The 11827-nt window shown below is 60.7% G+C and carries 13 protein-coding genes; 9 read left to right on the top strand and 4 right to left on the bottom strand.

The features are described from left to right. Entirely contained in the window at positions 1-945 is a 945-nt protein-coding gene (locus tag ACZRJ6_RS03370) for a cytochrome-c peroxidase (protein ID WP_463967067.1), read from the bottom strand. Positions 946-1014: 69 nt separating this feature from the next. After that, positions 1015-2889, bottom strand: a complete 1875-nt coding sequence (locus ACZRJ6_RS03365) for a putative bifunctional diguanylate cyclase/phosphodiesterase (RefSeq protein ID WP_463967066.1) — start codon at positions 2887-2889, stop codon at positions 1015-1017. A 261-nt stretch (positions 2890-3150) separates the two neighbouring features. Between ACZRJ6_RS03365 and nosR the strand changes: the two genes are divergently transcribed. From nosR to ACZRJ6_RS03345, 4 genes are all read left to right on the top strand, one after another. After that, the gene (gene nosR, locus ACZRJ6_RS03360; protein ID WP_463967065.1) at positions 3151-4497 is read left to right on the top strand and encodes a response regulator c-di-GMP phosphodiesterase, NosR family; all 1347 of its coding nucleotides are present in this window, start codon (positions 3151-3153) and stop codon (positions 4495-4497) included. Positions 4498-4702: 205 nt separating this feature from the next. Further along, positions 4703-5119 (top strand): NUDIX hydrolase, encoded by a 417-nt coding sequence (locus ACZRJ6_RS03355; RefSeq protein ID WP_463967064.1) that lies wholly within the window; start codon positions 4703-4705, stop codon positions 5117-5119. Between the two features lie 25 nt (positions 5120-5144). Beyond that, on the top strand, positions 5145-5783 hold the full coding sequence (locus ACZRJ6_RS03350; protein ID WP_149411027.1) for a LysE family translocator: 639 nt from the start codon (positions 5145-5147) through the stop codon (positions 5781-5783). Next, a complete protein-coding gene (locus tag ACZRJ6_RS03345; protein ID WP_463967063.1) occupies positions 5780-6286 on the top strand; it encodes an N-acetyltransferase family protein in 507 nt (168 codons plus the stop codon). Before ACZRJ6_RS03350 ends, ACZRJ6_RS03345 begins: the two co-directional genes overlap by 4 nt. Before the next feature lie 3 nt (positions 6287-6289). On the opposite strand, the gene metR is transcribed toward ACZRJ6_RS03345, so the two are convergent. Next, positions 6290-7207 carry a transcriptional regulator MetR gene (gene metR / locus ACZRJ6_RS03340; protein WP_133099722.1) on the bottom strand — a complete coding sequence of 306 codons (918 nt, stop codon included), beginning with the start codon at positions 7205-7207 and terminating at the stop codon, positions 6290-6292. Between the two features lie 182 nt (positions 7208-7389). Between metR and ACZRJ6_RS03335 the strand changes: the two genes are divergently transcribed. The 5 genes from ACZRJ6_RS03335 (at position 7390) to ACZRJ6_RS03315 (ending at position 10936) form a co-directional block, all read left to right on the top strand. After that, on the top strand, positions 7390-8409 hold the full coding sequence (locus ACZRJ6_RS03335; protein WP_463967062.1) for an alpha/beta fold hydrolase: 1020 nt from the start codon (positions 7390-7392) through the stop codon (positions 8407-8409). Between the two features lie 60 nt (positions 8410-8469). Further along, on the top strand, positions 8470-9123 hold the full coding sequence (locus ACZRJ6_RS03330) for a DsbA family oxidoreductase (protein ID WP_463967061.1): 654 nt from the start codon (positions 8470-8472) through the stop codon (positions 9121-9123). Positions 9124-9228: 105 nt separating this feature from the next. Beyond that, positions 9229-10149: an arginase family protein gene (locus ACZRJ6_RS03325; protein WP_463967060.1), complete on the top strand. Its 921-nt coding sequence runs from the start codon at positions 9229-9231 to the stop codon at positions 10147-10149. After that, positions 10146-10526: a DMT family transporter gene (locus ACZRJ6_RS03320; RefSeq protein ID WP_463967059.1), complete on the top strand. Its 381-nt coding sequence runs from the start codon at positions 10146-10148 to the stop codon at positions 10524-10526. Before ACZRJ6_RS03325 ends, ACZRJ6_RS03320 begins: the two co-directional genes overlap by 4 nt. Then, positions 10523-10936 (top strand): transporter, encoded by a 414-nt coding sequence (locus ACZRJ6_RS03315; RefSeq protein WP_463967058.1) that lies wholly within the window; start codon positions 10523-10525, stop codon positions 10934-10936. The genes ACZRJ6_RS03320 and ACZRJ6_RS03315 overlap by 4 nt, the downstream gene beginning before the upstream one ends. Before the next feature lie 64 nt (positions 10937-11000). Here ACZRJ6_RS03315 and ACZRJ6_RS03310 read toward each other — a convergent pair whose 3' ends face one another. After that, positions 11001-11765 carry a MipA/OmpV family protein gene (locus tag ACZRJ6_RS03310; RefSeq protein ID WP_463967057.1) on the bottom strand — a complete coding sequence of 255 codons (765 nt, stop codon included), beginning with the start codon at positions 11763-11765 and terminating at the stop codon, positions 11001-11003. Positions 11766-11827 lie beyond the last annotated feature (62 nt).

Below are 11827 nucleotides of genomic sequence, written 5' to 3'. Positions count from 1 at the left end.
TCATAACGGTTTACCCGCCCATTCGCCGGTCAGTGTCTTGAGAAACTGGATGATAAGGGTTTTGTCCTCAGTCGAAGGCGTACGTCCCAACTGGTACTTGAACATCACGTCGACCGCCTCTTCCAGGGTCCTGGCCGAGGCATCGTGAAAGTACGGGGCGGTGATGGCTACGTTGCGCAGGCTCGGCACCTTGAATACGTTGCGGTCCTCGTCGTCCTTGGTCAGCAGGTAGCGCCCCAGGTCGGTTTCGGTGGGGGTGCCCCGGGCCTTGAAGTAGTCGCCCATCACGCCGAACTTCTGGTACATGTTGCCGCCGATGTTGATCCCCTGATGGCAGGCGATGCAGCCGTAGTCCTTGAAGCGCTGGTAGCCGTATTTTTCCTCGCGGGTGAGGATCTCGGTGTTGCCGAGCAGGTACTGGTCGAAGCGCGAATTGGGTGTGAGCAGGGTGCGCTCATAGGTGGCCAGGGCATTTTGCACGTTGGCCGCCGTGATGCCATCGGGGTAGGAATGGGTAAATGCGCTCTGGTAAGTGGGCAGGGCGGCCAGGGTTTCGACCACCTTCTCCCAGTCGCTGCCCATCTCCATGGGGCTGGTGACCACCTGTTCGATCTGCTTCTCCAGGGTGTCCACCCGAGCGTTCCAGAACTGTTTGAAGTTCAGGCTCGCGTTAAACACGGTCGGCGTGTTGAGCATCACCGGCTTGCCGTCGTAACCCAGGGAGAACGCCTTGTTGTCGGCGCCACCCGTTTCCAGGTGATGACAGCTGGCGCAGGACAGGGTGTTGTTAACCGACAAGCGGTTTTCGTTGAACAGTTGTCGCCCCAGTTCGACTCGCGCCGCATCCAGAATGGGTATGGCGGGCAGCGGTTTCAGAGCCTCGTCCAAGGGCGCCGCAACCGCTGGCCCGCAACTGCCCAGCCATAGGCCCAAGGCAAGGCTCATCCTGTGTGACGGCCGATCACAATGAGGGTGTAGTGCTTCGCTCAACGTGAATTCCTTGTGAGCAGGGGGTTATTGATTGGGCATGAGGGAACGTTTACCGGTTTCCAGCAGCCGGGCAAAGTCCTCCGCGGCGACGGCTTTGCTGAACAGGTGGCCCTGGCCTTCTTCGCAGTGTTTGGCCTGCAGGACGTTCAGTTGTTCGACAGTCTCCACCCCTTCGGCGATGACGGTCAGGTCCAGGCTCTTGCCCAGGCTGATAATGGCGCTTATCAACTGCAAGTCCTGGTTGTTTTCCCCCAGACCGCGAATAAACGATTGATCGATTTTTAGCACATCAATGGGGAAACGACGCAGGTAACTGAGGCTGGAGTAGCCGGTGCCGAAATCATCGATAGCCAGGCGCACGCCGATGGTCTTGATCGCCCGCAGGGTGTTCACGGTGTCGTCGACGTTTTGCATCAACACGTTCTCGGTAATCTCCAGTTCCAGCAGGGCGGGCGCCAGGCCGGTCTGTTCGAGGATGGCGGCGAGGTTGGCGACAAAATCCCGCTGGCGGAAATCAATGGCCGAGATATTTACCGAAATACAGATCGGCGCCAGTCCCTGGTCTTGCCAGCGTTGCGCCTGTTCGCAGGCGTGGCGCAGCACCCATTGGCTCAAGGGTACGATCAGGCCGCTGTCTTCTGCCACCGGAATGAACGCCGACGGGTAGATCCAGCCATGGTCGGGTTGATGCCAGCGAATCAAGGCTTCGGCGCCGACGATCCGGCCAGTCTTCAAATCCAGTTTTGGCTGGTAGTGCAAGACAAACTCGTTGCGTTCCAGGGCCAGCCGGATCGCGGCTTCCAGGGTTTGTTGCTGGCGGGCGATCAGGTTCATGTCGTCGATGAAGAAGCTGAAATCGTTGGGGCCGTGATCCTTGATGTTACGCATGGCGGTTTCGGCTTTCTTGATCAACTCCACGGCGCTGAAACTGTCATTGGGGTACACACTGATGCCCAGGCTGGCCGTGATGCTCAAGTCATGGCCGGCCACATGGCGAGTGCTGCTGATAGCCTTGAGCACTTTCTCGGCAATGATCTGGGTCTGCTGGGGGTGATGAACGTCATTGAGGATCATCACGAACTCGTCGGAACCATAGCGGAACACCGAGTCGGACTCGCGCACCGTCGCCACCAGGTCCCGGCTGACCTGCTGCAGCACCTCATCACCCACCGGATGACCGAGGGCGTTATTGATGCGCTTGAAGCGATCCAGGCCGATAAACATCACCGCCAACTGGGTATCGTGACGCCGGCACAGGGCGATGGCCTGGGTCAGCCGGTCACCCAGCAGGGTGCTGTTGGGCAGGCCGGTGAGGCTGTCGTATTGCAGCAAGTGCGAGACCTTGAGCAGTTCCTGAACCCGTTCCTCGATGGTGCGTTCAAGGCTCAACAGCTTGAGAGCAGCGTCCTGCGCCAACTGCCATTTCCAGGTCAGGGCACTGGCCATCTGGCGGATTTCCAGGTTATCGAAGGGTTTTTTCAAGATCAGCAACTGATCGTCGAACTTCAGGCGCGCTTCGATGGCTTCGAAGGAATAGTCGGAATAGGCGGTACACAGGGCGATTTGCAGGTTGGGGTCGACGTTCCACAGCTGTTCGATGGTTTCCAGGCCATCCCAACCCGGCGGCATGCGCATGTCGATGAACACCAGGGCGTAGGGTGAGACGTCGGCCAGGGCTTGGATTACCAGGCCGAGGGCTTCCTGACCCTGGTAGGCGGAGTCCAGCAGGTAGGTCTGGCGCAACGCAGGTGGGGTGCCAAACAGCGTTTCCTCGATGCTGTCCAGAGATTGTCCGCCGTTGGCGTCGGCACAGAGGATCTTGCGAAAGTCTTCGTGGATCGATGCTGTGTCATCGACGATCAGGATTCGTCGATTGGCCCGCCCTGAACGCGGGTTCATGGGTGGTACCCGGAGGCGCGCGACTGCATATTCTGGCGCATGTGGCTTCCTTACCTTAATGACTACATGGCTGTGTGCGGGCGCTTATCGGCTTCTTGTCCTAAGCGTAGTAGGCTCCTTGAATAAGTCGGCAAGTTGGCGTCAAATCGACGTCAGTTTCCCCTGTGAGCCATCTAGCGCCCATTGCGCCCGCAAGTACAGCGGTTGATCAACGCAGGGTCACAATGGTTCAAATTGGTATTATTGAAAGGAGGTGTCGCCATGGATGAGCAACTCGCTACGACGTCCCCTTACAGACCTACCGTTTTGCTGGTTGACGATGAAGAGTCGATCCTCAATAGCCTGCGCCGCCTGTTGCGCGGCCAACCCTACGATGTGTTGCTGGCCGGCAGCGGTGCCCAGGCCCTGGAGATCATGGCCGCCCAGGCTGTCGACCTGGTGATGACCGACGCCCGCATGCCGGCGATGGACGGCGCGATGCTGCTGGCCGAAACCCACCGGCTCTATCCGACCACCACCCGCATCCTGCTGACGGGCTATGCCGACCTGACGATGATCATCAAGGCGATCAACGAAGGGCAGATCCACCGCTACATCAGCAAACCCTGGAATGATGAGGAAATGCTCCTGACCCTGCGTCAGTCCCTCGATCATCAGCACTCCGAGCGTGAAAGGCTGCGCCTGGAGCAACTGACCCGCGAGCAAAACAACCAGTTGAAGGGCCTCAACGCCACCCTGGAAAAACGCGTGGTGGCCCGTACGTCCGAATTGCAGCAGACCGCCGACATGCTTGACCTGGCCTACGATGAGCTCAAGCGCAGCTATGTCACCGGCACCGAGGTGTTTTCCCTGCTGGCCAACCTGCGCCTGCCCAAGGAGAAACAGACCAACCGCCAGTTGATCGAGTTGATCCGGGTCTATTGCAAAGCCCAACCGATGGACGAGGCCAGTGTTCGCGACCTGACCATGGCGGCAGCGCTGTACAACATCGGCAAACTGAGCTGGAGCGACAGCATGATGATCGCCCCGGCCGACCTGCTGCACAGCACCGACCGCGAGCGTTATCGGGCCTACCCCACGCAAAGTGAGTCGCTGCTGATGACCCTGGAGCCGATGAAGGATGCAGCGCGGCTGATCCGTCATCACCAGGAGCGCTGGGACGGCACCGGCTTCCCCGATCATCTTAAGGGCGAGGCGATTCCATTTGGCTCTCGGCTGCTGAAACTGGCAGTGGACTTTATCGAGTTGCAGCGCGGGTTGATCCTCGAACGGCAGATGAACAGCGACGAAGCACTGTTGTACATCCGCAAATACGCGGGTCGACTCTATGACCCGGACCTGGTGGAAGATTTCGTCCAGGCCTGCGCGGCGTTCCTCAGTGATGTGACATTGGGCGATCCAACGGTCAAAGTGCTCACTACCCGTGAGCTGGCCGAAGGCATGGTCCTGGCGCGTAACCTCAACGCCGATAACGGCATGCTGCTGCTCAACGCAGGCAAGGTGCTGAACCTGCCGCTGGTGGACAAGCTGATTGCCTTCGAGGCGATGGAGGGGGCCAAGTACAGTGTGTTTATCAAGGAACCCGAAGAGGAAGTGATCCTGGGATAAGTGGGATCGAGTGTGGGCTGGGGGGGATATCCGTTACCGCAGCAACGGATATGTACTCAATAGCCCCCGAGAACCCAACCTTCAGCAACCTCAAAAGATAGGTAGATACCTCTGCGTATAGCAGGCAAGCCATCTCCCACATTGGATTGCAGTACGCCGGACACTCATGTGATCCTTGCGCCTTTGCTTTCAAGGCTCACCTCTCATGACCTCCACCACCATCCGCATCGCCGCCGCCCTATTGATCGGCAGCGACGGGCAAACCCTGCTGGTGCGCAAGCGCGGCACCCTGGCCTTCATGCAGCCGGGCGGCAAGATCGACGCCGGGGAGCAGCCGGCCGAGGCCCTGGCTCGTGAGCTGCACGAAGAGTTGGGGCTGCGCATCGATCCGGCCGAGGCTGTGTACCTTGGCCACTTCTCGGCACCGGCGGCCAATGAGCCGGGTTTCGTCGTGGAAGCCGAGCTGTTTCAGGTCAACATTGATGTGGCCGTAACCCCCGCTGCCGAGATTGAGGAAGTACGCTGGATCGACCCGGCTGGCGACGGTGACCTGCTGTTGGCCCCCTTGACACGTGACCTTATCCTGCCGTTTTATCGCTCATCGCTGACCACAACGGCCTGAAGCGCCAGGCTCAAAGGACTGAACCGTGATTCCCCTCAACGAATTGCTGATTTTCGCTGCTGCCTCCTTGCTGCTGGTGCTGACGCCCGGCCCGAACATGATTTATCTGATCTCCCGTTCGATCTGCCAGGGCCGCAAGGCCGGGGTCACTTCGCTGCTGGGGGTGGTGGCCGGATTTTTTGTTCATCTGTTTGCGGCGGCAGTCGGTTTGACGGCAGTGTTTCTGGCGGTGCCAATGGCCTATGAGGCGCTGAAATGGGCCGGCGCCCTGTACCTGCTGTGGCTGGCCTGGCAGGCGGTCAAGCCGGGCGCTCGCTCACCGTTCGAGGCCCAGCAACTGCCGCCGGACTCGTCACGCAAGCTGGTGACGATGGGTTTTCTGACCAGTGCACTGAACCCGAAAATCGCCGTGTTCTACCTGTCGGTGTTCCCGCAGTTCATCTCCCCGGAGCACGGCTCGGTGTTCACCCAGAGCCTGGTGCTGGGGATCACCCAGATCAGCGTCAGTTTCACGGTCAACCTGCTGATCTCGTTGTTCGCCGCGACCATCGCCGGCTGGTTTATCAACAACCCGACCTGGCTGTCGGTGCAGCGTTATTTTATGGGCTTTGTCCTCGCGGCCCTGGCGATTCGCCTAATGCTTGAGCAGCGTCGCGGCGCATGATCATCCAGCCGCTGGATGCCAGCCACGCGCAGGCCTATCGGGCGTTGATGCTCCAGGCCTATGAAACTTATCCACAGGCGTTTACCTCCAGCGTCGCTGAGCGTGCGGTATTGCCGTTGAGCTGGTGGCAGAAGCGTTTGGAGAGTCCGCTGGATCGGGTGCTTGGCGGGTTTGCAGGGGATCAGTTGGCGGGCATTGTTGGCCTGGCGTTCGAACCCAGGGAAAAAGCCCGGCACAAGGTGACGCTATTTGGCATGTATGTCGCCGAAGGTTTCCAGCGGCGTGGGCTGGGCCGGCAATTGGTGGAAGCAGCGCTCGTTGAGGCGCGTCATCATGCCGGGGTAAAGTTGATCCAACTGACCGTCACCGCCGGCAATGACGCGGCGTTTGCGCTTTATCAGCGGTGCGGTTTCGTGCAGTACGGGCTGGAGCCGTTGGCGGTGCGGGTGGGGATCGAGTATTTCGACAAGATTCACCTGTGGCGCGAACTGTACGGCGACTGAGTTTCAGCGAACCGCGCTCACCCCATCCAATGTCGAAAACGACGTGTCCTTGGCCGTCAGCAAGAAGTCGCGCATATACGGCGCATCCAGCATGTCGGCTCGGATACCCGCGTACAGCGTAGCAAACAACCCTTTTTCCCCCAGCCGCTTGGCCTTCACATAACCCCGTGAGCTGTATTCATGCAGCGCCCAATGGGGCATGCCGCACACGCCGCGACCGCTGGCCACCAGTTGCATCATCATCACCGTCAGCTCCGACGTACGGACCTGGGCCGGTTCCACATCGGCCGGCTCCAGGAAGCGGGTGAAGATGTCCAGCCGATCCCGTTCCACCGGGTAGGTGATCAGGGTTTCGTTAAGCAAGTCCTCGGGCACGATGTAAGGCTTGTTCGCCAGTGGGTGCTGGTTGGCCACCGCGAGCATGGCTTCGTAGGTGAACAGCGGCACATAGGTAATGCCCGCCAGCTCCAGCGGGTCGGAGGTCACCACCAGGTCCAGGTCGCCACGGGCCAGGGCCGGCAGCGGCGCGAAGGCGAAACCGGAGGCCAGGTCCAGCTCGACTTCCGGCCAGGCATCGCGGAACTGGTCGATGGTCGGCATCAGCCATTGGAAGCAGCTGTGGCATTCGATGGCCATGTGCAAGCGCCCGGCAGTGCCGCCGGCCAGGCGCGCGATATCGCGCTCGGCGCCACGCAGCAAGGGCAGGGTGGCGTCCGCCAGTTGCAGCAGACGCAGGCCGGCGCTGGTGAAGCGCACCGGCTTGGTCTTGCGCACAAACAACTGCATGCCCATGCGCTCCTCCAGTTCCTTGAACTGGTGGGACAGCGCGGACTGGGTCAGGTGCAGGCGTTCAGCGGCTTCCACCAGGCTTTCGGCCTCGCGCAAGGCGTGCAGGGTCTTGAGATGACGGATTTCGAGCACGGGCTCTCCATGAAGATAACTTGTGAAAAGTTCGGATTGGTTGAGTTTGTCTCATGTTGCGTTGGCTGTCGACACCGACCGTTGGGCACTCTTCATCAAACTGTCACGTAACTGTGGCAGCGCGTTTGAACAAACTTCATCAGACTCGCGCTCTACTGGGGTTCTGCGTTTCGGTGTTTTTCATGCGCGTGTTGCTATTTCTGGCCGCTCTCTTGTTCGGCCTGCCGTCTTTTGCGGCTTCTCGATGTGATGTCAATGTCCCGACGGAACACGTCGATCTGGAACAGGTCAGCCTGGCCTACCAGAGCATCGGTCGTGCCTCCGATCCGGCGTTGTTGCTGGTGATGGGCCTGGGCGGGCAATTGATCCACTGGCCGGACGAAGTGGTGGTTGCCCTGTGTCAGCAAGGCTTTCGGGTGATTCGCTACGACAACCGCGACGTTGGCCTGTCCACCTGGCGCCAGGCGCCTGCCAGTGCCAACCTGACCTTTGAAGTGCTGCGCTACAAATTGGGCCTGCCGGTGGCGGCGCCCTACACCCTGACAGACATGGCCGACGATGCGCTGGGCTTGATGGATGCATTGCAGGTCCAGCAATTTCACGTGCTGGGCGCGAGCATGGGCGGGATGATCGCCCAGCACCTGGCGGCCATGGCGCCTGAGCGGGTGGAAAGCCTGACGCTGATCATGACCAGCTCCGGCGCCGAAGGCCTGCCGGCGCCCAATGCGGCGCTGGTGCAATTGCTTTCGCGACGTGGCGCGCCCAATCGCGAAGCTGCCCTGGAACAGCAGGCCGATTTACTGGCGGCGCTGGGCAGTCCATCTGTGAAGGATGATCGCCAGGCCTTGCTGCACCAGGCGGCGCTGTCCTACGACCGGGCGTTCAACCCGGAAGGCGTGAAGCGTCAGATCATGGCGATCCTCGCGGAGCCGAGCCGGGTGCCGCTGCTCAACCAACTGCGTGTGCCGACCCTGGTGGTCCACGGCACCGCTGACCCGTTACTGCCAGTGATGCACGGCGTGCACCTGGCGGCGCACATTCAGGGCAGCCAGTTGCGGCTGATTCCCGGTTTGGCCCACCGTTTCCAGGAGGCGTTCAAGGCGCCGTTACTGGGGGCGGTGTTGCCGTACTTGCAAGCCCATCGCGAAGACGCGGCGCATTGGGCCCAGATCGAGCCGGTGGCGCCTTCGAAGCTTTTGTGAGGCTGGCGCGGGGTGTATGGTGCGACTTTTGCGGCGCGTTTTAGCCAGCGAGGTTGCGTTATGAGTACTCCCCTGAAAATCGATTTCGTCAGCGACGTGTCCTGCCCCTGGTGCATCATTGGCCTGCGCGGCTTGACCGAAGCCCTGGACCAGTTGGGCGTTGAGGTGCAAGCCGAGATCCACTTCCAGCCCTTCGAGCTGAACCCGAACATGCCTGCCGAAGGGCAGAACATCACCGAGCACATCACCGAGAAATACGGCTCCACCGCCGAACAGTCCCAGGCCAATCGGGCGATGATCCGCGACCGTGGAGCAGAGGTTGGCTTTGCCTTCCGCACCGACGGCCAAAGTCGCATCTACAACACCTTCGACGCCCATCGCCTGCTGCATTGGGCCGGGCTTGAAGGGTTGCAGTACAACCTCAAGGAAGCGCTCTTCAAAGCTTACTTCACCGACCAGCAGAACCCTTCCGATCACGCCACCCTGGCGCTGATTGCCGAAAGTGTTGGCCTGGACCTGCAACGTGCGGCACAGATTCTGGCGTCGGATGAATACGCCGCCGAGGTTCGCGAACAGGAGCAGTTGTGGGTGTCCCGTGGCGTGAGTTCGGTGCCGACCATTGTCTTCAACGATCAGTACGCGGTCAGCGGTGGGCAACCGGCCGAAGCCTTTGTCGGCGCGATTAGGCGGATTCTCAGCGAGGCCAAAGGCTAACCCCTGGCCCGTCACTTGCATTCACCCTGCAAAGCCCATTCGGCTGGTGTTCATGAGTGATGAGCCCAGTGTCTGAATGGGCACTGCCATGGGTGAAACATTACCTTGAACATTCTTGACCTCGACCACAGCCTTACGGCCCAGGCACCGATTGCCCGGCGTCTTTCCAGCGGCCAGGCGACACGCATGGACCTGCTCGACCTTGGCCCGAAACTGCGCCTGTGGTCCACCGAAAAAACCTATAAGCGCTTCGCCGAACGCCTGGCCAAACGGCCCCGGCCCATCGATGCGCGGCCGGAAATTTTCTTTGTCGGCTCCGGCGATTATCACCATCTGACCCCCGCGTTGCTCGCCGACTTGAAAGAGCCCGTCAGCCTGATCCACTTCGACAACCATCCCGATTGGGTCCGCTTGGCCCCGCGTCGGCACTGCGGTTCCTGGGTTAACCGGGCGCTGAAGATGCCGGCGATCAAACGCATCGTCACCCTCGGCCCGTGCAGCGACGACCTGCATAACCCGCAACTGCGCGGCGGCAACCTTGGCGCCCTCAAACGCGGGGATTTGCAGCTGTTTCCCTGGCAGCACGCGCCCTCGAAAGTCTGGGGCCGGGTGGGCGATGGCGCCGGTCACCAGCAACAGGAAAATCATCTGCACTGGCGCAACCTGGCCGAGTTGGATTGGGCGCAGTTCCTCGAGCAGATGATCGCCAGCCTGCCCACCGAGGCGATCTGGATCACCATCGACAAGGATGTGCTGGCCTGCGAAGACGCCGCCACCAACTGGGACCAGGGCGGCATGCGCCTGACTCACCTGCTGCAAGCCTTACGGGCGTTGGCGGCGAGCAAGCGGATCAGTGGCATCGATGTCTGCGGCGAGTTTGCTCAGCCAGCCTTCAGCAACGCTTTCAAGCGCTGGGAAGCCAAGTCCGACCAACCGCCAGCCGAGCGCTGGAGCGAGGAGGATTTGCTGCGCAACTCGGCCACCAATGAAGCGTTGATTAACCTGTTCGAGGAGCTGTTCCCGTGACCCTGACCGTAGTGTTGCTGGTGGCCTTTTCCATCGTCCTCGATGTGATCGGCCAATTGTGTTTCAAACTGGGCCTGGACCGTTTGCCAGAACTGGACGGTGGTTTTCGCCTGAATGCCTTCTGGGGGCAGGTGTTTAACGCGCCGTTGCTGTGGACCGGGATCGGCGCCTATGTCATCGAATTTTTCGTCTGGCTTGAGGCCTTGTCCCGTGCGCCGTTGAGCCTGTTGTTTCCGGCGGCGGCGCTGGCTTATTGCGGGGTGGTGTGCGCCGGGAAAATGATCCTCGGCGAGACCGTCAGCCGCCGTCGTTGGATGGGCACGTTGGTCATTACAGCCGGTGTGATGCTGGTGGCTATTGCAGGAACTCAATCATGAACTCAGAAAATATTTCCATAAGCCCGGTCGGCTGGCTGCATGGGCGCTTGGGCACCGTGGTGCTGTGGGCGTTGCTGATTTGCACCGAAAGCGCCGGGCAGCTGTTTACCAAAGTCGCTGGTGATCAACTGGGGCAGATGGATTTCACCGTGCAATGGCTGTTGGCCGTGGCCGGCAATCCGGGAATCCTCGCGGCGATTGCCTGCTACATCGGCGCGTTTTTCGTGTGGATGCTGATTCTGCGGCGCAGCAGCCTGTCCCTGGCTTTTCCGCTGAGTTCGCTGGTGTTTGTGGTGGTGCTACTCGGCTCGTGGCTGGGCCTGGGCGAGCACATCAGCGTGCTGCACTGGGTGGGCGTGGTGGTGATTATTGGCGGGATAGCCTTGTTGGCCGAGGGCAAAGAGAACTGAGCAATCCTTTGGTTGACGCGAACCCTGTGGCGAGCGGGCAAGCCCGCTCGCCACAGAGGTGTGGTCAATCAAATGTGTAGCTGATCGCCGTCTGCACCTGCCCCTGGTTCACCTCGCCGGTCTGCCTGACGATACTGCTGTCCGCCGCCGAGCCCACCAGATGTACCCAACTGGCGCTGGTCAGCAATGACCATTTTGGCGCCAGGGGAAACTCGAAGCTCTGGGTCAATGTCAGGTTCTGGAAACCGCCGCTGGCGTTATAAGGCCTAATTCCCGACGCCGCCGCTTCATGGTTATCAACGCCGAAAAACGTCTGGGCCTGGCGATCATCGGCAAAGCGCGCCATCAGGCCGCTGCTGCCAATGATCCCGCCGCCCAGCGGATAACCCAGCTCACCGCCGACCTTGCCCAACACGCCGCTCTGCTCGCGAGCGCCGCCCACGGCTCGGCCCAGCTGGGCATAGACCCGCCAGAAATCGGCCGGCGCGTACTGGATAAATCCTCCCACTTCGGCCATGTCCGACACATCCCGCAAGCCCTGCAACGAACCATTGGCGGTACGCCCCGGCAGGTAATTGAGGTAAGGGCCGGCGCTTAAACCGTTGCGGTTGAAGGCGCTCCAGGTCAGGCCGTCGTCGGTGCCCAGGCTGACATTCCCCCAGTCCAGGTCGAAGTAGGGAACGGGTACCGTTTCATGGCGGCTGCCGCTGGGTTCGTGCGGTTGATAGCTGACGCCCAGGCCGGCTTCGCCGGTGATCCCGTCGGCCAATGCCGAACAGGCGCACAGACTGAGCACGCTTGCGAGTACAGCTGAAGTAACCCTGAGCATGATGCCTTTCCCTTCTCTGAACATGCGCGCATGAACGCGCAGGCGCGAGGGGTTGCGCAAGC

The organism is Pseudomonas sp. C321, assembly GCF_055407105.1.
Note: the sequence above shows the minus strand (reverse complement) of the source record. Positions and strands in the feature narration are given on the sequence as shown.

Excerpts from the sequence above, each read along its gene's own strand:
- ACZRJ6_RS03355 (WP_463967064.1), top strand. The coding sequence starts at position 4,703 with ATGACCTCCACCACCATCCGCATCGCCGCCGCCCTATTGATCGGCAGC.
- ACZRJ6_RS03345 (WP_463967063.1), top strand. The coding sequence starts at position 5,780 with ATGATCATCCAGCCGCTGGATGCCAGCCACGCGCAGGCCTATCGGGCG.
- nosR (WP_463967065.1), top strand. The coding sequence starts at position 3,151 with ATGGATGAGCAACTCGCTACGACGTCCCCTTACAGACCTACCGTTTTG.
- ACZRJ6_RS03370 (WP_463967067.1), bottom strand. The coding sequence starts at position 945 with ATGAGCCTTGCCTTGGGCCTATGGCTGGGCAGTTGCGGGCCAGCGGTT.
- ACZRJ6_RS03365 (WP_463967066.1), bottom strand. The coding sequence starts at position 2,889 with ATGAACCCGCGTTCAGGGCGGGCCAATCGACGAATCCTGATCGTCGAT.
- ACZRJ6_RS03330 (WP_463967061.1), top strand. The coding sequence starts at position 8,470 with ATGAGTACTCCCCTGAAAATCGATTTCGTCAGCGACGTGTCCTGCCCC.
- ACZRJ6_RS03315 (WP_463967058.1), top strand. The coding sequence starts at position 10,523 with ATGAACTCAGAAAATATTTCCATAAGCCCGGTCGGCTGGCTGCATGGG.
- ACZRJ6_RS03335 (WP_463967062.1), top strand. The coding sequence starts at position 7,390 with ATGCGCGTGTTGCTATTTCTGGCCGCTCTCTTGTTCGGCCTGCCGTCT.
- ACZRJ6_RS03310 (WP_463967057.1), bottom strand. The coding sequence starts at position 11,765 with ATGCTCAGGGTTACTTCAGCTGTACTCGCAAGCGTGCTCAGTCTGTGC.